Source organism: Polaromonas sp. YR568 (genome assembly GCF_943369415.1).
In the GTDB taxonomy this organism is placed as follows: domain Bacteria; phylum Pseudomonadota; class Gammaproteobacteria; order Burkholderiales; family Burkholderiaceae_C; genus Polaromonas.
Window position 1 is genome coordinate 1 of the sequence record NZ_CALRNF020000039.1, and the last position, 21,697, is coordinate 21,697.

16 protein-coding genes, 1 tRNA gene and 1 pseudogene are annotated in these 21,697 nt (G+C 63.2%); all 18 read left to right on the plus strand.

Annotation, left to right across the window (positions count from 1 at the left end; all coding sequences use genetic code 11):
* Window positions 1-276: pseudogene (tuf, locus tag ACLV74_RS21090) on the plus strand (elongation factor Tu); the annotation flags it as partial.
* A 17-nt stretch (window positions 277-293) separates the two neighbouring features.
* A tRNA-Trp gene (locus ACLV74_RS21095) sits at window positions 294-369 on the plus strand.
* Between the two features lie 132 nt (window positions 370-501).
* Window positions 502-885, plus strand: a complete 384-nt coding sequence (gene secE, locus ACLV74_RS21100; protein WP_411881379.1) for a preprotein translocase subunit SecE — start codon at window positions 502-504, stop codon at window positions 883-885.
* A gap of 68 nt (window positions 886-953) precedes the next feature.
* Entirely contained in the window at window positions 954-1,481 is a 528-nt protein-coding gene (nusG, locus tag ACLV74_RS21105) for a transcription termination/antitermination protein NusG (protein WP_228778638.1), read from the plus strand.
* Between the two features lie 143 nt (window positions 1,482-1,624).
* Window positions 1,625-2,059: a 50S ribosomal protein L11 gene (gene rplK / locus ACLV74_RS21110; protein WP_007871338.1), complete on the plus strand. Its 435-nt coding sequence runs from the start codon at window positions 1,625-1,627 to the stop codon at window positions 2,057-2,059.
* Window positions 2,056-2,751 carry a 50S ribosomal protein L1 gene (gene rplA, locus ACLV74_RS21115; protein WP_341909990.1) on the plus strand — a complete coding sequence of 232 codons (696 nt, stop codon included), beginning with the start codon at window positions 2,056-2,058 and terminating at the stop codon, window positions 2,749-2,751. The genes rplK and rplA overlap by 4 nt, the downstream gene beginning before the upstream one ends.
* 269 nt (window positions 2,752-3,020) lie before the next feature.
* Window positions 3,021-3,551: a 50S ribosomal protein L10 gene (gene rplJ / locus ACLV74_RS21120; RefSeq protein ID WP_411881380.1), complete on the plus strand. Its 531-nt coding sequence runs from the start codon at window positions 3,021-3,023 to the stop codon at window positions 3,549-3,551.
* 26 nt (window positions 3,552-3,577) lie between these two features.
* Window positions 3,578-3,955 (plus strand): 50S ribosomal protein L7/L12, encoded by a 378-nt coding sequence (gene rplL, locus ACLV74_RS21125; RefSeq protein ID WP_411881381.1) that lies wholly within the window; start codon window positions 3,578-3,580, stop codon window positions 3,953-3,955.
* A 376-nt stretch (window positions 3,956-4,331) separates the two neighbouring features.
* Window positions 4,332-8,444, plus strand: coding sequence for a DNA-directed RNA polymerase subunit beta (gene rpoB / locus ACLV74_RS21130; RefSeq protein WP_411881382.1), 4,113 nt, complete (start codon window positions 4,332-4,334; stop codon window positions 8,442-8,444).
* Window positions 8,445-8,471: 27 nt separating this feature from the next.
* Window positions 8,472-12,692 carry a DNA-directed RNA polymerase subunit beta' gene (rpoC, locus tag ACLV74_RS21135; protein WP_411881383.1) on the plus strand — a complete coding sequence of 1,407 codons (4,221 nt, stop codon included), beginning with the start codon at window positions 8,472-8,474 and terminating at the stop codon, window positions 12,690-12,692.
* 201 nt (window positions 12,693-12,893) lie between these two features.
* Complete coding sequence (locus tag ACLV74_RS21140) at window positions 12,894-13,487, plus strand: LemA family protein (RefSeq protein WP_411881384.1); 594 nt, start codon at window positions 12,894-12,896, stop codon at window positions 13,485-13,487.
* Between the two features lie 164 nt (window positions 13,488-13,651).
* Window positions 13,652-14,653, plus strand: coding sequence for a M48 family metalloprotease (locus ACLV74_RS21145; RefSeq protein ID WP_411881385.1), 1,002 nt, complete (start codon window positions 13,652-13,654; stop codon window positions 14,651-14,653).
* A 171-nt stretch (window positions 14,654-14,824) separates the two neighbouring features.
* A complete protein-coding gene (locus ACLV74_RS21150) occupies window positions 14,825-15,148 on the plus strand; it encodes a c-type cytochrome (RefSeq protein ID WP_411881386.1) in 324 nt (107 codons plus the stop codon).
* Between the two features lie 11 nt (window positions 15,149-15,159).
* Window positions 15,160-16,464 carry an NAD(P)/FAD-dependent oxidoreductase gene (locus ACLV74_RS21155; RefSeq protein ID WP_411881387.1) on the plus strand — a complete coding sequence of 435 codons (1,305 nt, stop codon included), beginning with the start codon at window positions 15,160-15,162 and terminating at the stop codon, window positions 16,462-16,464.
* A gap of 114 nt (window positions 16,465-16,578) precedes the next feature.
* Entirely contained in the window at window positions 16,579-17,916 is a 1,338-nt protein-coding gene (gene rsmB / locus ACLV74_RS21160; RefSeq protein WP_411881388.1) for a 16S rRNA (cytosine(967)-C(5))-methyltransferase RsmB, read from the plus strand.
* Window positions 17,897-18,574, plus strand: a complete 678-nt coding sequence (locus ACLV74_RS21165; protein WP_411881389.1) for a DUF4390 domain-containing protein — start codon at window positions 17,897-17,899, stop codon at window positions 18,572-18,574. Before rsmB ends, ACLV74_RS21165 begins: the two co-directional genes overlap by 20 nt.
* Window positions 18,571-20,895 (plus strand): ATP-binding protein, encoded by a 2,325-nt coding sequence (locus tag ACLV74_RS21170; protein ID WP_411881390.1) that lies wholly within the window; start codon window positions 18,571-18,573, stop codon window positions 20,893-20,895. Before ACLV74_RS21165 ends, ACLV74_RS21170 begins: the two co-directional genes overlap by 4 nt.
* A gap of 75 nt (window positions 20,896-20,970) precedes the next feature.
* Window positions 20,971-21,651 carry a response regulator gene (locus ACLV74_RS21175; protein ID WP_411881391.1) on the plus strand — a complete coding sequence of 227 codons (681 nt, stop codon included), beginning with the start codon at window positions 20,971-20,973 and terminating at the stop codon, window positions 21,649-21,651.
* The last annotated feature ends 46 nt before the right edge of the window (window positions 21,652-21,697 follow it).

A 21,697-nucleotide genomic window follows, 5' to 3' on the forward strand; every position in this document is an offset into this window, starting at 1 on the left:
CACTTCACCGGCGAGATCTACGTTCTGAGCAAGGACGAAGGCGGCCGCCACACGCCTTTCTTCAACAACTACCGTCCCCAGTTCTACTTCCGCACGACGGACGTGACCGGCGCGATCGAGTTGCCAGAAGGCAAGGAAATGGTCATGCCGGGCGATAACGTGTCGATCACCGTCAAGCTGATCAACCCGATCGCCATGGAAGAAGGCCTGCGCTTCGCCATCCGCGAAGGCGGCAAGACCGTCGGCGCCGGCGTCGTTGCCAAGATCATTGCGTAATTTGCGAGGTTTGATGGAGGGGTATAGCTCAATTGGCAGAGCGTCGGTCTCCAAAACCGAAGGTTGTAGGTTCGATTCCTACTGCCCCTGCCACCTGATGGTTGATGTGTGTCGACGCTGAAGGTGGTTTGAAAAGTTAAAAAGCAAGCCCGCCGGGAGTTGAAACTCCAGGTGGGCTTAAGCGTCTGAGAAGACGCCGAAGATTGAACAGGAAATCCGCCAACCATGGCCACTTCTCAAGTTGAAACCGTCAGTACCAGCGCCGACAAGGTCAAGCTGGGCGCGGCCGTCGCTCTGGTGTTGGGCTCGTTGGTGGGCTTTTACCTGCTGGCCAAGCAGGGCCAGGTGGCCCAGTGGGGCATCCTGATCGCCGGACTGGTAGCGGCCGTGGCTGTGTTCATGTTGTCCGAACCGGGCAAGCAGTTCGTGGCTTTCGGGCGTGATTCCTGGCGAGAAGTCAAAAAAGTCGTTTGGCCGGCCCGTCGGGAGGCCATCCAGATGACGGCTTATGTGTTCGGTTTTGTGGTGATCATGGCGCTGTTTTTGTGGTTTACGGACAAGACACTCGAATGGGTGTTTTACGACCTCCTCCTGGGATGGAAACGATAATGAGCGATCTGAACGGCACGGTAGTCAGCGAAGTAGCGGCGGGAACGTCCCTCACGCCGACGCCAGGCATGCAGTGGTATGTCGTCCATGCCTATTCCGGCATGGAAAAAGCGGTCGAACGCAATATCGTCGAACGCATCAACCGCGCGGGCATGCAGTCCAAGTTCGGCCGTTTCCTGGTGCCCACCGAAGAAGTGGTCGAAATCAAGAACGGCCAGAAGAAGACGACGGAACGCCGCTTTTTCCCTGGGTACGTCCTGGTCGAGATGGTCATGGACGACGAAACCTGGCATCTGGTGAAGCACACCAACAAGGTCACCGGCTTTGTCGGCGGCGCCAAGAACCGCCCGGCCCCGATCTCCGAGGAAGACGTCCAGAAGATCGTCAGCCAGATGCAGGTGGGCACCGAGAAGCCGCGCCACAAGGTGGAGTTCGAAACCGGCGAGTACGTGCGCGTCAAGGACGGCCCGTTCACCGACTTCAACGGCACGGTGGAAGAAGTCAATTACGACAAGAACAAGGTGCGTGTGTCGGTCACGATTTTCGGTCGCGCCACGCCGGTGGAACTGGAATTCAGCCAGATCGAAAAAACGTAATTTCGGTTCGGTCGTCAATTTCGCGCCTTGCAACTCGGCGCGAAACGGTCCTCAGGGGCTGTTTTTGAGTTGTGTAACCCCCGGGGAGCCCGGGCCTGCCTTGGTGGCAGTGCCCAGGCGTTATGACCCGCAAGGAGAAAAGTATGGCGAAAAAAATCGTCGGCTTCATCAAGCTGCAAGTGCCAGCTGGTAAGGCCAACCCGTCCCCCCCGATCGGCCCTGCGCTCGGTCAGCGCGGCCTGAACATCATGGAATTCTGCAAGGCATTCAATGCGCAGACCCAGGGTGTTGAGCCAGGTCTGCCGCTGCCTGTGGTGATCACGGCATTTGCCGACAAGAGTTTTACCTTCGTCATCAAGACGCCTCCTGCAGGCGTCCTGATCAAAAAGGCCATCAAGCTCGACAAGGGTTCGTCCACGCCGCACACGGTGAAGGTTGGCAAGATCTCCCGCGCACAGCTGGAAGAAATCGCCAAGACCAAAATGAAAGACATGACGGCTGCTGACCTCGACGCTGCAGTTCGTACTATTGCTGGCACGGCCCGTTCCATGGGTGTGTCGGTGGAAGGTGTTGTATGAGCAAGCTGACCAAACGCCAGAAAACCATCGGCGACAAAATCGACAGCAACAAGCTGTACGCGCTGCCCGAGGCCCTGGGCCTTGTAAAAGAATTCGCCGTCGCCAAGTTCGATGAGTCCATCGACGTGGCGGTGCAGCTCGGCATCGACGCCAAGAAATCCGACCAGGTCGTTCGCGGCGCGGTTGTGTTGCCCAACGGCACCGGCAAGACCAAGCGTGTGGCCGTGTTTGCACAGGGCGCCAAGGCTGAAGAAGCCAAGGCCGCCGGCGCGGACATCGTCGGCATGGATGATCTGGCCGCCGAAATCAAGGCAGGCAAGATGGACTTCGACGTGGTGATTGCCTCCCCCGATGCGATGCGCATCGTGGGTACCCTGGGCCAGGTGCTCGGCCCCCGCGGCCTGATGCCCAACCCCAAGGTCGGCACCGTCACGCCGGACGTCGCCCAGGCTGTGCGCAACGCAAAAGCCGGTCAGGTCCAGTTCCGTGTCGACAAGGCCGGTATCGTGCATGGCACCATCGGTCGTCGCTCGTTCGACACCGACAAGCTGCAGGGCAACCTGGCCGCGTTGATCGATGCGCTGCAAAAAGCCAAGCCGGCTTCCAGCAAGGGTGTGTATTTGAAGAAAGTGGCGGTTTCGTCCACGATGGGTGTGGGCGTTCGCGTCGACACGCAGACCATCGCAGCGTAATCGCAGGAATTTGGGCGGCCCCGCAAGGGCTGCTCGATGTGGTGGGCTGCCGGGGTTCGCTCCGGCAGGTCATCCAAGACCGTTGGCGCGGCAGGGCTTTTGGGCTTTGCCGCTTAATCGAAAGACAGCCAACGCAGATGGCGGTCCCGCTGCTTGAATGGTTTTGCAAAGAATCTGAAAACAGTTGGTCGCTGAATATGAGCGTGTTGAAGGGTGAGTGCCGGCGCAAGCAGGCCGGAACCCGAATGCACATTTTTAAGGAGTAGACCTTGAGTCTCAACCGCAGTGAGAAACAAGCCGTCATTGATGAAGTGACTGGCCTCGCCGCTAAAGCTCAAACGCTCGTGCTGGCGGAATACCGTGGTATCACGGTCGCTGACATGACCCGTCTGCGCAGCCAGGCCCGCGACAAAGGCGTGACCCTCAGTGTTCTGAAGAACACTCTGGCTCGCCGTGCCGTGGCCGGTAGTGCATTCGAAGTCGTGTCCGACCAGATGACCGGTCCGCTGATCTACGGCTTTTCCACAGATGCAGTAGCTGCCGCGAAAGTGGTATCTGACTTCGCCAAGACCAACGACAAGCTGGTCATTCGCGGTGGTGCATTCGGTGGCAAGACCCTGGACGTGAACGGCGTGAAGCAACTGGCCAACATCCCTTCCAAGGAAGTGTTGCTGGCCCAGGTGTGTGGCTTGCTGATGTCCCCCATTTCGCGTACGGCCGTTGTGCTGGGCGCGCTGGCGGCAAAAAAGGGCGGCGGCGAAGCCGATGCCCCTGCAGCAGCTGAACCTGTAGCAGCGTAATTACCCAACTTTTTTAGGAAATCAAAATGGCATTCGATAAAGACGCATTTTTGACCGCGCTGGATAGCATGACGGTCCTCGAACTCAACGAACTGGTGAAATCCATCGAAGAGAAATTTGGCGTGAGCGCTGCTGCAATGGCCGCTCCCGCTGCCGGCGGCGGCGGCGGTGCCGCTGCTGCTGTTGAAGAGAAGACCGACTTCAACGTCGTGCTGCTCGAAGCTGGCGCCAACAAGGTGTCGGTCATCAAGGCAGTTCGCGAAATCACCGGCCTGGGCCTCAAGGAAGCCAAGGACCTGGTTGACGGCGCTCCGAAGAACGTCAAGGAAGGCGCTCCAAAGGCCGACGCAGAAGCTGCGAAGAAGAAGCTCGAAGACGCAGGCGCGAAAGTCGAACTCAAGTAATTCTTGGTGTTCGGGAAGGCTGGAAGACCTTAGTCGGGCTTCCAGCCTTTCGTGCTTCAAGGAGCACACTGAAAAGCGGATTTAACCGTCTGCTTTCCAGTGTTCTTCGAACCCTGACTGGCCTGCAGCCTGTCAGTTTTCTTCGAACCCTGGCAGGCCTCAGGCCTGCCCAGTGTTTTGTAGAAACACTGGAAAGCAGACTTAAACCGTCTGCTTTCCAGTGTTTTCTGACCCCGACTGCAGAAAACGCCTTGGTTCGGGTGACGTGCAATGCGTCACCGTCCGCCATGGTTGGTAGTGGCCAACCACCAAGCTGCCTGAATACGTGGTGTATTCGGGCACGAGAGTCGCCAGAGCCCATCAACGCGGAGAACTCATGGCCTATTCCTATACCGAACGTAAACGCATCCGCAAAAGCTTCGGCAACCGCGAAAGCGTGTTGACTGTTCCCTACTTGCTGCAAATGCAGAAGGATGCGTACACCGCATTCCTGCAAGCCGACCGTGCCCCCCAGAAGCGCACCATTGAAGGCCTGCAGGCGGCGTTTGACAACGCCTTCCCCATCGTCTCGCACAATGGTTTTGTCGAGATGAAATTCATCGAGTACAACCTGGCCAAGCCCGCCTTCGACGTGCGCGAGTGCCAGACCCGTGGACTCACATTCGCCTCGGCCGTGCGCGCCAAGGTGCAGCTGATCATTTATGACCGCGAATCATCCACGTCGCAGTCCAAGGTGGTCAAGGAAGTGAAAGAGCAGGAAGTCTACATGGGCGAAGTGCCGCTCATGACCGACAAGGGCTCCTTCGTGATCAACGGGACCGAACGCGTGATCGTGTCCCAGTTGCACCGCTCCCCCGGCGTGTTCTTTGAACACGACAAGGGAAAAACCCACAGCTCGGGCAAACTGCTGTTCTCGGCCCGGATCATCCCTTACCGCGGCTCCTGGCTCGACTTCGAGTTCGACCCGAAGGACGTGCTGTACTTCCGCGTCGACCGCCGCCGCAAGATGCCGGTCACCATCCTGCTCAAGGCCATCGGCCTGAACCCGGAATCCATCCTCGCGAACTTCTTCGTGTTCGACAACTTCCGCCTGATGGACAGCGGTGCGCAGATGGAATTCGTCGCCGAGCGCATGCGCGGTGAAGTCGCCCGTTTCGACATCACCGACAAGAACGGCAAGGTCGTCGTCGCGAAGGACAAGCGCATCACGGTTCGCCACACCCGCGAACTCGAGCAGAGCAACACCACCACCATCAGCGTGCCCGAAGACTTCCTGGTCGGCCGCGTGGTCGCCAAGAACATCGTCGACGCCGAAACCGGCGAGATCATCGCCAAGGCCAATGACGAGCTGACCGAACTGCTGCTGAAGAAGCTGCGCGTGGCCGGCGTGCAGGACCTGCAGGTGCTGTACACCAACGAACTCGACCAGGGCGCGTACATCTCGCAAACCCTGCGCGCCGATGAAACGGCCGACGAGTTCGCCGCGCGCGTCGCGATCTACCGCATGATGCGCCCCGGTGAGCCGCCGACGGAAGACGCGGTCCAGGCCCTGTTCCAGCGCCTGTTCTACAACCCGGACACCTACGACCTGTCGCGCGTAGGCCGCATGAAGTTCAACGCCCGCGTCGGCCGCGACTCTTCCACCGGCCCCATGGTCATGACCAACGAGGACATCCTCGCCGTGGTCAAGATCCTGGTCGACCTGCGCAACGGCAACGGCGAAGTCGATGACATCGACCACCTCGGCAACCGCCGCGTGCGTTGTGTCGGTGAACTGGCCGAAAACCAGTACCGTACCGGCCTGGCACGTATCGAAAAAGCCGTGAAAGAGCGTCTGGGCCAGGCCGAGCAAGAGCCGCTGATGCCGCACGACCTGATCAACAGCAAGCCGATCTCCGCCGCCCTGAAGGAATTCTTCGGCGCATCGCAGCTGTCGCAGTTCATGGACCAGACCAACCCGCTGTCCGAGATCACCCACAAGCGCCGTGTTTCGGCCCTTGGCCCGGGCGGTTTGACCCGCGAACGCGCCGGCTTCGAAGTGCGCGACGTGCACGTGACCCATTACGGCCGCGTCTGCCCGATTGAAACGCCCGAAGGCCCGAACATCGGCCTGATCAACTCGCTGGCCTTGTACGCCCGCCTCAACGAGTACGGTTTCATCGAAACCCCGTACCGTCGTGTGGTGGACAGCAAGATCACCGACCAGATCGACTACCTGTCGGCCATCGAAGAAGGCAAGTACGTGATCGCCCAGGCCAATGCCCTGCTGGACGAGTCCGGCAAGCTGACCGGCGACCTGGTGTCGGCCCGTGAAAACGGCGAATCCGTGCTGGTCGGTGCAGAGCGCATCCAGTACATGGACGTGTCGCCCGCGCAGATCGTCTCGGTGGCCGCTTCCCTCGTGCCCTTCCTGGAACACGATGACGCCAACCGCGCGCTGATGGGCGCCAACATGCAGCGCCAGGCCGTGCCTGTGCTGCGTCCTGAAAAGGCCTTCGTCGGCACCGGCATCGAGCGCGTTTCCGCGGTCGACTCCGGCACCGTGGTGACGGCCAATCGCGGCGGTGTGGTCGACTACGTCGATGCCACCCGCATCGTGGTGCGCGTCAACGATGCGGAAGCCCTGGCCGGCGAAGTCGGCGTGGACATCTACAACCTGATCAAGTACCAGCGTTCCAACCAGAACACCAACATCCACCAGCGTCCCATCGTCAAGATGGGCGACAAGCTGGCCAAGGGTGACGTGATCGCCGACGGCGCATCGACGGACATCGGCGAGCTGGCCCTGGGCCAGAACATGCTGGTGGCCTTCATGCCCTGGAACGGCTACAACTTCGAGGATTCGATCCTGATCTCCGAGCGCGTGGTGGCTGAAGACCGCTACACCTCGATTCACATCGAAGAACTCGTCGTGATGGCCCGCGACACCAAGCTGGGTTCCGAAGAAATCACGCGCGATATTCCCAACCTGTCAGAGCAGCAGCTCAACCGCCTTGACGAGTCCGGCATTATTTATGTCGGCGCCGAAGTCCAGCCGGGCGACACGCTGGTCGGCAAGGTCACGCCCAAGGGCGAGACCACGCTGACGCCGGAAGAAAAACTGTTGCGCGCCATCTTCGGCGAAAAAGCCAGCGACGTGAAAGACACCTCGCTGCGCGTGAGCCAGGGTTCGCAAGGCACCGTGATCGACGTGCAGGTCTTTACCCGTGAAGGCATTGTTCGCGACAAGCGCGCCCAGCAGATCATCGACGACGAGCTCAAGCGCTTCCGCCTGGACCTGAACGACCAGTTGCGCATCGTGGAAGCCGACGCGTTCGACCGTATTGAAAAAATGCTGGTCGGCAAGGTCGCCAACGGCGGCCCGAAGAAGCTCGCCAAGGGCACCAAAATCGACAAGGCCTACCTGGCCGACGTCGAGAAATACCACTGGTTCGACATCCGTCCGGCGGAAGACGACGTGGCAACGCAGCTGGAAAGCGTGAAGAATGCCATGGAGCAGACGCGCCACAGCTTCGACCTGGCTTTCGAGGAAAAGCGCAAGAAGCTCACGCAGGGCGACGAGCTGCCGGCGGGCGTGCTGAAGATGGTCAAGGTCTACCTGGCCGTCAAGCGCCGCCTGCAACCCGGCGACAAGATGGCCGGCCGCCACGGCAACAAGGGTGTGGTGTCCAAGATCGTTCCGGTCGAAGACATGCCCTACATGGCCGACGGCACGCCGTGCGACATCGTGCTGAACCCGCTGGGCGTGCCTTCGCGCATGAACGTGGGCCAGGTGCTTGAAGTCCACCTGGGCTGGGCCGCCAAGGGCCTGGGCCAGCGTATCGGCGACATGCTGCAAGCCGAAGCCAAGGTGGCCGAGCTGCGCAAGTTCATGGACACGCTGTACAACAAGTCCGGCCGCACCGAAGACCTGGCCAAGCTGTCCGACACCGACGTGCTCGAGATGGCCAGCAACCTGGCCACCGGCGTGCCGTTCGCGACGCCGGTGTTCGATGGTGCTTCGGAAGAAGACATCATGACCATGCTCAAGCTGGCTTACCCGGACGACATCGCCAAGCTCAAGGGCCTGACGGCGACGCGCACCCAGGCGCAGCTGTACGACGGACGCACGGGCGACCAGTTCGAGCGCACGACGACGGTCGGCTACATGCACGTCCTGAAGCTTCACCATCTGGTGGACGACAAGATGCACGCCCGCTCGACCGGCCCTTACAGCCTGGTCACGCAGCAGCCGCTGGGCGGCAAGGCGCAGTTCGGTGGACAGCGTTTCGGCGAGATGGAGGTCTGGGCGCTGGAAGCCTACGGCGCCGCCTACACGCTGCAGGAAATGCTCACCGTCAAGTCCGACGACGTGCAGGGCCGTACCAAGGTGTACGAGAGCATCGTCAAGGGCGAGCACGCGATCACGGCGGGCATGCCCGAGTCGTTCAACGTGCTGGTCAAGGAAATCCGTTCGCTCGGTATCGACATCGAGCTGGAACGCAGCTAATCAACAGGAAAGAAAAGGATTTAACTCATGAAATCATTACTCGACCTGTTCAAGCAATTCACGCCGGATGAGCATTTCGATGCCATCAAGATCGGCATGGCCTCGCCCGAGAAGATCCGTTCGTGGTCTTTCGGCGAAGTCAAGAAGCCTGAAACCATCAACTACCGCACCTTCAAGCCCGAGCGCGACGGTCTTTTTTGCGCCAAGATCTTTGGCCCCATCAAGGACTACGAATGCCTGTGCGGCAAGTACAAGCGCCTGAAGCACCGCGGTGTCATCTGCGAGAAGTGCGGCGTTGAAGTCACGCAGACCAAGGTCCGCCGCGAACGCATGGGTCACATCGACCTGGCCGCGCCGTGCGCGCACATCTGGTTCCTGAAGTCGCTGCCGTCGCGCCTGGGCCTGGTGCTCGACATGACGCTGCGCGACATCGAGCGCGTGCTGTACTTTGAAGCATACGTGGTGACCGACCCCGGCATGACCCCGCTGAAGAAATTCAGCATCATGTCGGAAGACGACTACGACGCCAAGCGTAAAGAGTACGGCGACGAGTACACCGCCAAGATGGGTGCCGAAGGCATCAAGGACCTGCTCGAAGGGCTGGACCTCGACGTCGAAATCGACAAGCTGCGCAACGACCTGACCGGTTCCGAAATCAAGATCAAGAAAAACGCCAAGCGCTTGAAATTGATGGAAGCGTTCAAGAAGTCCGGCATCAAGCCGGGCTGGATGGTGCTGGACGTGCTGCCCGTGCTGCCGCCGGACCTGCGTCCGCTGGTGCCGCTGGACGGCGGCCGCTTCGCGACCTCCGACCTGAACGACCTGTACCGCCGCGTCATCAACCGCAACTCGCGCCTGCGCCGCCTGCTGGAGCTGAAGGCCCCTGAAATCATCGCGCGCAATGAAAAGCGCATGCTGCAGGAAGCCGTCGATTCGCTGCTGGACAACGGCCGCCGCGGCAAGGCCATGACGGGCGCCAACAAGCGCGCGCTGAAGTCGCTGGCCGACATGATCAAGGGCAAGTCGGGCCGTTTCCGCCAGAATTTGCTGGGCAAACGCGTCGACTATTCCGGCCGTTCCGTGATTACCGTGGGCCCGACGCTCAAGCTGCACCAGTGCGGCTTGCCCAAGCTGATGGCGCTGGAACTGTTCAAGCCTTTCATCTTCGCGCAGCTCGAGTCGCGCGGCATCGCCACGACCATCAAGGCCGCCAAGAAGGAAGTTGAATCCGGCACGCCGGTGGTCTGGGACATCCTGGAAGAGGTCATCAAGGAACACCCCGTGATGCTCAACCGTGCGCCCACGCTGCACCGTCTCGGCATCCAGGCCTTTGAGCCCATCCTGATCGAAGGCAAGGCGATCCAGCTGCACCCGCTCGTCTGCTCGGCCTTCAATGCCGACTTCGACGGCGACCAGATGGCCGTCCACGTGCCGCTGTCGGTGGAAGCGCAGATGGAAGCCCGCACCCTGATGCTGGCTTCGAACAACATCCTGTTTCCTGCCAGCGGCGAGCCCTCCATCGTTCCTTCGCAGGACGTTGTGCTGGGCCTGTACTACACGACCCGCGACCGTACCAACGGCAAGGGCGAAGGCCTGGTGTTCTCCGACACCGGTGAAGTGCGCCGCGCGTTCGACGCGGGCGAGCTCGACCTGAACGCCCGTATCAGCGTGCGCCTGACCGAGTACACCAAGGACAAGGAAACGAAAGAGTTCGTGCCTTCGACCAAGCTGTGGGAAACCACCGGCGGCCGCGCACTGCTTTCCGAAATCCTGCCCAAGGGCCTGCCTTTCTCCAACATCAACAAGGCGTTGAAGAAGAAGGAAATCTCCAAGCTCATCAACGTGTCTTTCCGCAAGTGCGGACTGAAAGAGACCGTGGTGTTCGCCGACAAGCTGCTGCAGTCGGGCTTCCGCCTGGCGACCAAGGCCGGCATCTCGATCTGCATCGACGACATGCTGATCCCCAAGGAAAAGCCCGCCATCATTGCGCGCGCCCAGAAGGAAGTCAAAGAGATCGAGCAGCAGTATGTCTCGGGCCTGGTGACCTCCGGCGAGCGTTACAACAAGGTGGTCGACATCTGGGGCAAGTCCGGCGACGAAGTGTCGAAAGTGATGATGGCCCAGCTCTCGAAAGAGAAGGTCATCGACCGCAACGGCAAGGAAGTCGAGCAGGAATCCTTCAACTCCATCTACATGATGGCCGACTCCGGCGCCCGCGGTTCCGCCGCGCAGATTCGCCAGGTTGCCGGTATGCGCGGATTGATGGCCAAGCCTGACGGCTCCATCATCGAGACGCCGATCACCGCCAACTTCCGCGAAGGCCTGAACGTGCTGGAGTACTTCATCTCCACCCACGGTGCGCGTAAGGGTCTGGCCGACACGGCACTGAAAACCGCCAACTCCGGTTACCTGACACGCCGCCTGTGCGACGTGGTGCAGGATCTGGTCGTGACGCAGGACGACTGCGGCACGACCGATGGCTCGGTGATGCGCGCCATCGTTGAGGGTGGCGAGGTCATTGAATCGCTGCGCGACCGTATCCTCGGCCGCACCGCGGTCGAAGACGTGCTGCACCCCGAGAACCGCTCGGTACTGGCCAAGTCCGGCGTCATGCTGGATGAGGACCTGATCGAAGAGCTTGAGGCAGCCGGTGTCGACGAAGTGAAAGTGCGCACCGCACTGACCTGCGAAACCCGCTTCGGCCTGTGCGCCAAGTGCTACGGACGCGATCTGGGCCGCGGCGGCCTGATCAACATTGGCGAAGCGGTCGGTATCATCGCCGCCCAGTCGATCGGCGAGCCCGGCACCCAGCTGACGATGCGGACCTTCCACATCGGCGGCGCCGCATCGCGCGCAGCCATCGCCTCCAGCGTGGAAGCCAAGTCCAACGGCGTGATCGGTTTCAACGGACCGATGCGTTATGTGACCAACAGCAAGGGCGAGCTGGTCGTGATCGCCCGTTCCGGCGAAATCATCATCCATGATGAGCACGGCCGCGAGCGCGAGCGCCACAAGGTGCCGTACGGCGCGATCCTGGCGGTGAAAGCCGACCAGACCATCAAGGCCGGCGCCATCCTGGCCAACTGGGATCCGCTGACGCGCCCCATCATTACCGAGTTCGCCGGCAAGGTGGCCTTCGAGAATGTGGAAGAAGGCGTGACGGTTGCCAAGCAGGTTGACGATGTCACTGGCCTGTCCACCCTGGTGGTGATCGATCCGAAACGCCGCGGCGCCACGAAAGTGATCCGCCCGCAGGTCAAGCTGATCGACGCCGCCGGCCACGAAGTCAAGATCCCCGGCACCGATCACTCGGTGACGATTGGCTTCCAGGTGGGCGCGCTGGTCCAGGTGCGCGACGGCCAGGACGTGGGTCCCGGCGAAGTGCTGGCCCGTATCCCGATCGAAGGCCAGAAAACCCGCGACATCACCGGCGGTCTGCCGCGTGTGGCCGAGTTGTTCGAAGCCCGTACGCCGAAAGACAAGGGCACACTGGCCGAAATGACCGGTACGGTGTCCTTCGGTAAAGAGACCAAGGGCAAGGTTCGCCTGCAGATCACCGATCCTGAAGGCAAGGTCTGGGAAGACCTGGTTCCCAAGGAAAAGAACATCCTGGTGCACGAAGGCCAGGTGGTCAACAAGGGCGAATCGATTGTGGACGGCCCGGCCGACCCGCAAGACATCCTGCGCCTGCTGGGCATGGAAGAGCTGGCCCGCTACATCGTCGACGAAGTGCAGGACGTTTACCGCCTGCAGGGCGTGAAGATCAACGACAAACACATCGAAGTGATTGTTCGCCAGATGCTGCGCCGTGTTGTCGTTGAAAACGTCGGTGACTCCAGCTACATCGCCGGCGAGCAGGTCGAGCGCTCGGTCATCCTGGACGCCAACGACGCCCTGCGCGCCGACGGCAAGATCCCCGCAACGTTCAGCAACTTGCTGCTCGGTATCACCAAGGCATCGCTGTCGACCGATTCGTTCATCTCCGCGGCTTCCTTCCAGGAAACCACCCGCGTGCTCACCGAGGCTGCCATCATGGGCAAGCGCGACGAGCTGCGCGGCCTGAAAGAGAACGTGATCGTCGGCCGCCTGATCCCTGCCGGCACCGGCATGGCCTACCACGAGGCACGCAAGGCCAAGGACCAGATGGACGACGCCGAGCGCCGCGCGATCGCCGAAGCCGAAGCCGCCGAACTGGAAGCCATGCCTGCCGCAGCCGAAGCCGGCAACGACAGCCCTGCGTCCGAATAAGCAGCGACACGCTCCCGGCGCCCTGAAAGGCGCCCGGCCCCACATCCCGCAAAGGATGTGGGGCTTTTTTTTGGGCGCTTGCCGCGTGGGCGCCACGCCGGAAGGGCGGCCGGCTTGCCGGTCCGGCCCAAAAGCAGTTAACCTCGCGCAACCGCCGGCGGAGCCCAGTGCCTCCGGCGCCCTTCAGCATCAAGGAGTCCCATGTCCCTCAGTACGCTTGTCGCCATCGCCGTGTTCGCCTTGCTGGTCTTCTGGGCCGTAGGCGCCTACAACCGGCTGGTGCGGCTTAAAAACATCATTGCCAATGCCTTCGGCCAGATCGACGTGCAGCTCAAGCGCCGCTACGACCTGATCCCCAACCTGGTGGAAGCCGCCAAAAAATACCTGCAGCACGAGCAAAGCACGCTGGAGGCCGTGATCCTCGCGCGCAACCAGGCGCGCAGCGCCAGCGATGCGGTGCGCAGTCGGCCCGCCAACGCCGGCGCGGTGACCGCGCTGGCCGCCGCCGAGCAGGCGCTGGATGGCAGCCTGGGCCGCCTCTTCGCCGTGGCCGAGGCTTACCCCGAACTCAAGGCCGACCAGACGATTCGCGAACTCAGCGAAGAACTCACCAGCACCGAGAACAAGGTCGGCTTTGCACGCCAGGCCTATAACGACGCCGTGCTGGACTACAACAATGCGCAGGGCCAGTTCCCGGCCGTGATGATCGCGCGCACCTTTGGTTTTGCGCCTTCGGCCATGCTGCGCGCCACCGAGAGCGCCGTGGAGCGCCAGGCCGTCCGCATTGAGATGTGATGGCCCCCACGCTTTTCACTTCGTGTAATGCGCTTCCCCCCGAGGGGGCCGCTGCGCCTGCGGCCCGGCAAAGCCGGTTCCGCGGCCCCTGCTGGGCGAAGAGCTCCATGCAGGTTTTCGATTTCACTGAGGCATCGAAGGTCGAGTGACATTCGGAAATACTGATGCGCTTCTTTGACCGGCAGGAAACCGCCCGCGCCCAGACCCTGCGGCTTCTGCTGTTGTTCGGCCTGACGCTGGTCGCCTTGCTGCTGGCGGTCAACGGGGCGCTGGCGCTGGCCTGGCGCCTGGTCACACCGGGCTTCAGCGGCTACCCGGCCTATTTTTTCACCGTCAACACCTCCATGACTTTGCTGTTCGTGCTGGGCGGCTGGTGGCTGGAGACCTCCGCGCTGGGCAGCGGCGGCGAGGCATTGGCTCGCCGCGTGGGCGCGCGCGAAGCCTGGCCCGCCAGCCGGGAGGCCGAGCACAAGCTTTGCAACATTGTGGACGAGTTGGCCATTGCCGCCAGCATGAAGCCGCCCCTGGCCATGGTGTTGCCGCGCCTGGACGCCATCAATGCCTTCGCCGCGGGATGGGGCGGTGACGACGCGGTCATCGCCGTCACGCAGGGCGCGCTCGACAAGCTCACGCGCGACGAACTCCAGGGCCTGGTGGCCCACGAACTGAGCCACCTGCGCGAAGGCGACACGCGCCTGAACATGCGCCTGGCGGGCATGGTGTTCGGGCTGGAGATGGTCTTCAACCTGGGCCGAAGCATGTGCGAGGCCGACGGGAATGGCCAGCGCTCCTTCCTCGCCTTGCCCGGCTTTCCCATCCTGGTCACGGGCTCGCTGGGCTGGCTGGCGGGGCGCGCGCTCAAGGCGGCGATTTCGCGCCAACGCGAGTTCCTCGCCGACGCACGCGCCGTGCAGTTCACGCGCAGCCGCGAAGGGCTGGGCGGCGTGTTGCGCAAGGTGGCCGGCGAAGAAGAAGAGGGCATGGCGCCCTCGCGCAGCCTGCACCCGGCCGTGCAGCACATGCTGCTGGTCGATGCCCGCGACCGGGGCCGCTGGTTCGCCAGCCACCCGCCGCTGTCCGAACGCATCTTCCAGATCTACGGCCGGCCCATGGGGGCGCTGTCCATGCGGGACGAACTGCCGACGCGGCCTGACGCCATCTTTTGAAGCCGCCGATGCCAACAATGAGTTGGTTCCAAGCACATCACCAATGGTTCGAATGCCGGCCTGACATGATGCGCTGAAGTACTGGATACTCCCTATAGGGTGCCGGGGGCACCGCGTTAAATTGTCAGTTCAAGATACAACCGGCGTTGAACCCGCCAGGAGAAAAGAACCATGAGAATCCCACGACTCGCCAAACTCGGCTTGCCGCTGCTCTGTCTGGCCCTCAGCCCCCAGGCGCAGGCACAAAGCAAGGAAGCGCTGTACACCAGGAGCCTGGCCGCCACCTGCGCCAACTGCCACGGCACCAACGGCAAAGTGGTCGAAGGCTCCACGGTCACCTCGCTGGCCGGCCTCGACAAAGGCTACATCGTCGCGCAGATGAATGCCTTCAAGAGCGGTGCGCGGCCGGCCACGGTGATGCACCAGATCAGCAAGGGCTTTAACGACGCGCAGGTCGAGTCGCTGGCCGGTTATTTTTCGGCTCAACAAAAGTGAGGACGCCCAAAATGAATCGTCGTGAAACCATACAGGGATCCGCCACTCTTGCCGCCCTTGCGGCAATAGCCGGGATTGGGTGGTTGGCGCAATCGTCGTCGCGTGATAAACAAGCCGTTCCCTCCAAAGCCAAGGTCGTGGTGATAGGCGGCGGCTACGGCGGCGCCACCGCCGCCAAATATGTGCGCCTGCTGTCCGACCACACCATCGACGTGGTGCTGATCGAGCCGCAGGAGGCTTTCATTTCCTGCCCCATCTCCAACCTGGTGCTCAGCGGCGGCAAGCAGATGGCGGACATCACGAGCTCCTATGCCAGCCTGTCGCGCGCCCACGGCATCACGGTGGTGAAGGATTACGCCAGCGCCATCGACACCGCGAAGAAAACCGTCACGCTGGCCGGCGGCGCCACCATCGCCTATGACAAGCTGGTGGTCTCGCCGGGCGTTGAGTTGATGTTCGGCAGCATCGAGGGCCTGAAGGCCGCCAATGACACCGGCCAGGTCCTGCAGGCCTGGAAGGCCGGCGCGGAAACCCTGGCGCTGCGCCGGCAGCTGGAGGCCATGCCCGACGGCGGCGTCTATGCCATCACGATTCCCGAAGCGCCTTACCGCTGCCCGCCCGGCCCGTATGAGCGCGCCTCGGTCATCGCCGGCTACTTCAAGGCCGCCAAGCCGCGCAGCAAGGTGCTGATCCTCGACGCCAATCCCGACGTCACCTCCAAGGGGCCGCTGTTCAAGAAGGTCTGGGCCGAGCAGTACAAGGGCATCGTCGAATACCGCGGCCAGCACAAGGCCACGTCCGTTGACGCCAGGGCCGGCATCATCCGGTTCGACGTGCAGGACGACGTGAAAGCCAACGTGCTCAACGTGCTGCCCGCGATGCGCGCCGGCACCATCGCCGTGCAGGCGGGCCTCAACAACCAGGCCAACAACCGCTGGTGCGGCGTCAACTACCTGACGTTTGAATCCACTGCCGCCAAAGACGTCCACGTGCTCGGCGACTCCATCCAGGTGGCACCCGCCATGCCCAAGAGCGGCCACATGGCCAACAACCACGGCAAGGTCGCAGCCGCCGCCATCGTGGCCGAGCTCTCGGGCTGGGACGTCAACCCCGCGCCCATGCTGACCAACACCTGCTACAGCTTTGTCGACAACAAAAACGTGATCCACGTGGCCAGCGTGCATGAGTACGTGGCCGCCGAAAAAACCTTCAAAGCCGTTGCCGGCTCCGGCGGCGTCAGCACCGGGCCTACCGAGCTTGAAGGCGTCTATGCGCTGAACTGGGCGAGCAATATCTGGGCAGACACTTTGACCTGAACGTCCTGGAGGGGGCTCAGGACCGTAGCGGCGAGGCTGGTCTAATACAGCTATTCGCCGTTCGCCCCTGAATGGTTTGACGGCGGCTTCCCAAAACCCGCCTCCACGGAACCGATGCAAGACAACCCCACCCAAGTTCCCCTGTGGCGCCAGCTGCAAGGGGCTGCTTCCCTGCTGATGGCCGTGCGCGACGGCCAGTCCATGACCGCCGCGCTCGAAGACGTTGACGCCGCGCTGCGGCCGGGCGTCCAGGCCCTGGGCTTTCACACGCTGCGCTGGCTGGGCCGCGCCGAGGCCCTGCGCCAGCAGCTGGCCCGCCGGCCGCCGCCGCCCGAGGCCGACGCCCTGCTGTGCGTGGCGTTGGCCCTGATCTGGACCGAAAACGACGCGCCCTACACCGCGCACACCCTGGTCGACCAGGCCGTGGAGGCCGCCAAGCGCGGCGACGCCACGCAGCACCAGGCCAGCTTTATCAACGGCTGCCTGCGGCGTTTCCTGCGCGAACGCGACGAGCTGGTCGCGCGCAGCGAAAAAAGCCCCCAGGCCGTCTGGAACCACCCGCAGTGGTGGATAGACCGGGTGCGCAAGGACCATCCCGGGCAGTGGCAGCCCATCCTGCAGGCCAACAACAGCCGCGCGCCGCTGATCCTGCGCGTCAATGAACGCAAAACCACGCAGGCCGGCTATCTGCAGGCGCTGGAGGCCGCCGGGATCGACGCCGCGCCGGTGGGCGAACACGGCGTGATCCTGGCGAACGCCCGCGCCGTGACCAGCCTGCCCGGCTTCGCCGAGGGGCACTTTTCGGTGCAGGATGCCGCCGCCCAGCTGGCCGCGCCCTTGCTGCTGGAGGGGCTGGCGGTCCCCGGGGAGGGCAATGCCCGGCTCAATATCCTCGACGCCTGCGCCGCACCCGGCGGCAAAACCGCCCACCTGCTGGAAATGGCCGATTGCGAAGTCACGGCGCTGGACATAGATGCGCGCCGCTGCGAACGCGTGGCGCAAAACCTGCAGCGCCTGGGCTTGCAGGCTGACATCCGCGTGGGCGACGCAGGCAAGCCGGACGGCTGGTGGGACGGCCGGCCGTATGACGGCATCCTGCTGGACGCCCCCTGTACCGCCTCGGGCATCGTGCGGCGCCACCCCGACGTGCGCTGGCTGCGCCGGCCCACCGACATCGCCCAGCTGGCCGCCATCCAGGCGAAGCTGCTGGAAACGCTCTGGCCCCTGCTCAAGCCGGGCGGGCGGCTGTTGTATTGCACCTGCTCGGTTTTTCGGGCGGAAGGTGACAACCAGCTGCAAACGTTTCTTACGCACCACACCGATGCCCTATTAAGGCCCTCGCCGGGGCATTTGCTGCCCCAAAGTGGCGTGGAAGCGACGGTCTTCCCGGACAATTTGATGCGTGAGCACGACGGTTTCTATTACGCACTCCTTGAAAAACACCGCCGCTGACGACTGCCGGCGCCTGGCGGGTGCCGTTGCGCGTTGGCTGTCTGGCGTGTGCCTTGGCGTGCTGCTTGCCTGGGCGCCCGTGCCGGCCTTCGCCACCGAGATCACGCAACTGCGTGTGGAACGCGGCGACGACGGCGTGCACCTGTCCGCGCTGGTCCGCTTCGACCTTCCTCCTGTGGTGGAAGACGCCCTGCTCAAGGGCATCCCGATGTTTTTTGTGGTCGAGGCCGACATCTACCGCGACCGCTGGTACTGGACCGACCCGCGCGTGGCCAGTGCCGCCCGCACCATACGCGTGGCCTACCAGCCGCTGACCCGGCGCTGGCGCGTCAACATCGCGTCCGGGCTGATCGCCAGTTCCGCCGGCCTGCGCGCCACGCTGAACCAGAATTACGAAACCCTGCCCGAGGCGCTGTCGGCCATCCAGCGCGTGGCCCGCTGGAAGATTGCCGACGCCGGCGACGTGGACCCGGAGGCCTCATACAAGCTGGATTTCAGCTTCAGGCTGGACTTGTCCCAGTTGCCGCGGCCCTTCCAGATCGGCGTGGCGGGGCAACGGGACTGGAATATCTCCGCGCAGGTCAAGGATCGTTTGCGGCTTGAGCCCGCCGCCCCCCAGGCCGCTCCCGCGGCCCCCGGCACCGAGGCCACCAAGTGAACCTGCAGGTCAGCGGCGGGTCTCTCAAGAGCAGCAAGGCCTTTCGCTGGACGGTCGGTGTCGGCATAGGCGCCATCGTGGCGCTGGGCCTGGTGCTGATGTTCCTGCTCACGCAGGCCACCGGCAACCGCGAGCTTTACGAACGCAATTACGCGCTGCTGCTGGTGCTCAACGTGGCCGTCGCCGGCCTGCTGCTGCTGGTGATCGGCTGGATCGTCGCGCGCCTGCTGCTGCGGCTGCGCCGCGGCCGCTTCGGCAGCCGCCTTCTGGTCAAGCTCGCGGCCATCTTCGCGCTGGTCGGCCTGATGCCGGGGCTGATGATTTACGTGGTGTCCTACCAGTTCGTCTCGCGCTCCATTGAAAGCTGGTTCGACGTGGAAGTCGAAGGCGCCCTGGCCGCGGGCCTGAACCTGGGCCGCGCCACGCTGGACACGCTGGCGGCCGACCTCGGCAACAAGACCCGGCAGGCCGCCACGCAGATCGCCGAAACGCCCGACTCCATGGCCGGCCTGGCGCTTGAGCGCCTGCGCGACCAGCTGCAGGCCAGCGACGTCGTGCTCTGGAGCCCCTCGGGCCAGGTGATTGCCAGCGCCGGCGAGTCGCGGTTTTTGCTCAAGCCCGAACGCCCCTCGGTGCAGCAGCTGCGCAGCGCGCGCACGCAGCGCGTCGTCACGCAGATCGAAGGCCTGGACGAGGTGGTGTCCGCCGGCAATGGGGAATTGACGGCGGCCGCGGCCGGCGGGCCCGCGGCCAACGCCACCGCGCCGCGCGTCAAGGCCATCGCCGTGGTGAACAACGCCAACGTGGCCGTGCTCGGAGATTCCCGGTTCCTGCAGGTAACCCAGCTGCTGCCCGAAGGCCTGGTGGCCAACGCCATCGCCGTGCAGGAGGCCAACCGCGAATACCAGGAACGCGCGCTGGCGCGCGGCGGCCTGCGCAAGATGTACATAGGCACACTCACGCTCAGCCTGTTCCTGGCCGTGTTCGGCGCGGTATTGCTGGCCGTGGTGCTGGGCAACCAGCTGGCCAAGCCGCTGCTGGTGCTGGCCGAAGGCGTGCGCCAGGTGGCCCAGGGCGACCTGACGCCCAAGGCCGCGCTGCAGGGCAAGGACGAACTCGGCGGGCTCACGCGTTCCTTTGCCGACATGACGCAGCAGCTGTCCGATGCCCGCACGGCGGTGCAGCAAAGCATGAGCCAGGTCGATGCCGCGCGCGCCAACCTGCAAACCATCCTGGACAACCTCACGGCCGGCGTCATCGTGCTGGACGTGCGCGGCCGCATCCAGTCCAGCAACCCGGGCGCCACGCGCATCCTGCGCGCGCCGCTGGCGGCCTACCACGGCAAGTCGCTGGGCGAAGTCCCGGGCCTGGGCGTGTTCGCCAAGGACGTGCTGGCCCAGTTCGCCGACTACCTCAGCGACAACGCGCCGCACGGGCTGGAACACTGGCAGCAGTCGTTTGAACTCAACGCGGCCATGCCCGGCTCACCCGACAACGCCATAACGCTCATCGCACGCGGGGCGAAGATGCCCGGCACCGAGGAATTTCTGCTGGTGTTCGACGACATCTCCGAAATGGTCTCGGCCCAGCGCGCGCAGGCCTGGGGAGAGGTGGCACGCAGGCTGGCGCATGAAATCAAGAATCCGCTCACGCCCATCCAGCTGTCGGCCGAGCGCCTGGAGATGAAGCTCACCGGCAAGGTGGGCGAAACCGAGCAGTTGCTGCTCACCAAATCCGTCAAGACCATCGTCGACCAGGTCGACGCCATGAAGCGGCTGGTCAACGAGTTCCGCGACTATGCCCGGCTGCCCGCGGCCGAACTCAAGCCGGTGGACCTCAACGCCCTGATCAACGACGTGGCGCAGCTCTACCTGCACGACAGCCACAGCGACGGCCAGGGTGGCCAGCGCCGTGACGGCGCCGCCGCCGTGCCCGTCGTCGCTGAACTAGACCCCAAGGCTCCCTTGATCCAGGGCGACGCCCAGCAGCTGCGCCAGGTCATCCACAACCTGCTGCAAAATGCGCAGGACGCCCAGGAGGGCAAAGAGGGTGCGCGCGTCACCCTCAAGACCGAATACTCCGAGGCCTCCAGGCGGGTGCGCCTGAGCGTGCGCGACAACGGCACCGGCTTTCCCGAGCACATCCTCAAACGCGCCTTCGAGCCCTACGTCACCACCAAGGTCAAGGGCACGGGGCTGGGGCTGGCGGTCGTCAAGAAAATCGCCGATGAACACGGGGCGCGCGTCGATATTTCGAACCGCGTTTTCGACGGCGTAGTGCAAGGTGCGCAAGTGTCGTTATCATTTGCAGTTGTGGCATAACAACACATTCAGTAACACTTCGATTTCCGAATCCGCACGGCATCGCAACAACAACAGGCAGGCAGCAGTTCAATCATGGCAAATATTCTGGTGGTCGACGACGAGCTGGGCATACGCGACCTACTCTCAGAAATTCTCAATGACGAAGGGCATCAGGTCGAGCTCGCCGAGAATGCGGCCCAGGCCCGCGCTGCCCGCAGCCGCTCCCGGCCCGACCTGGTGCTGCTGGACATCTGGATGCCGGACACCGACGGCGTGACCCTGCTCAAGGAGTGGTCCTCCAGCGGCCTGCTCACCATGCCTGTCATCATGATGAGCGGCCACGCCACCATAGACACCGCCGTCGAGGCCACCAAGATAGGCGCGATGGCCTTTCTTGAAAAGCCCATCACCCTGCAAAAACTGCTCAAGGCCGTCGAGCAGGGCCTGAGCAAGGCAAGCCCCCGCAAACCTGCAGCCCTGAACAGCAGTTCCCCGCTTCCCGCCGCTGACCTTACGGTGGAAGCCGTGATGACCGGCGGCACATTGCCCGCACCCGTTGATCTCGGTCCCCAAGCCACGCAAAGCTTCCTGCTCGAAAAACCGCTGCGCGACGCGCGCGACGAGTTTGAGAAGGCCTACTTCGAATTTCACCTCGCCAAGGAGGGCGGCTCCATGACCCGCGTCGCCGAGAAAACCGGCCTGGAGCGCACCCACCTGTACCGCAAACTGAAGCAGCTGGGCGTCGATCTCACGCGTGGCAAGCGCGGCATCTAAGCCTTTCCAGGCCAGCCGTCCAGGCACCTCTTTCGGCTGATATATA

What these genes read in the sequence shown, in the direction of transcription:
- secE (WP_411881379.1), top strand. Translation starts at nt 502, where the DNA reads ATGGCCACTTCTCAAGTTGAAACCGTCAGTACCAGCGCCGACAAGGTC.
- nusG (WP_228778638.1), top strand. Translation starts at nt 954, where the DNA reads ATGCAGTGGTATGTCGTCCATGCCTATTCCGGCATGGAAAAAGCGGTC.
- rplK (WP_007871338.1), top strand. Translation starts at nt 1,625, where the DNA reads ATGGCGAAAAAAATCGTCGGCTTCATCAAGCTGCAAGTGCCAGCTGGT.
- rplA (WP_341909990.1), top strand. Translation starts at nt 2,056, where the DNA reads ATGAGCAAGCTGACCAAACGCCAGAAAACCATCGGCGACAAAATCGAC.
- rplL (WP_411881381.1), top strand. Translation starts at nt 3,578, where the DNA reads ATGGCATTCGATAAAGACGCATTTTTGACCGCGCTGGATAGCATGACG.
- rpoB (WP_411881382.1), top strand. Translation starts at nt 4,332, where the DNA reads ATGGCCTATTCCTATACCGAACGTAAACGCATCCGCAAAAGCTTCGGC.
- rpoC (WP_411881383.1), top strand. Translation starts at nt 8,472, where the DNA reads ATGAAATCATTACTCGACCTGTTCAAGCAATTCACGCCGGATGAGCAT.
- ACLV74_RS21140 (WP_411881384.1), top strand. Translation starts at nt 12,894, where the DNA reads ATGTCCCTCAGTACGCTTGTCGCCATCGCCGTGTTCGCCTTGCTGGTC.
- ACLV74_RS21145 (WP_411881385.1), top strand. Translation starts at nt 13,652, where the DNA reads ATGCGCTTCTTTGACCGGCAGGAAACCGCCCGCGCCCAGACCCTGCGG.
- ACLV74_RS21150 (WP_411881386.1), top strand. Translation starts at nt 14,825, where the DNA reads ATGAGAATCCCACGACTCGCCAAACTCGGCTTGCCGCTGCTCTGTCTG.
- ACLV74_RS21155 (WP_411881387.1), top strand. Translation starts at nt 15,160, where the DNA reads ATGAATCGTCGTGAAACCATACAGGGATCCGCCACTCTTGCCGCCCTT.
- rsmB (WP_411881388.1), top strand. Translation starts at nt 16,579, where the DNA reads ATGCAAGACAACCCCACCCAAGTTCCCCTGTGGCGCCAGCTGCAAGGG.
- ACLV74_RS21175 (WP_411881391.1), top strand. Translation starts at nt 20,971, where the DNA reads ATGGCAAATATTCTGGTGGTCGACGACGAGCTGGGCATACGCGACCTA.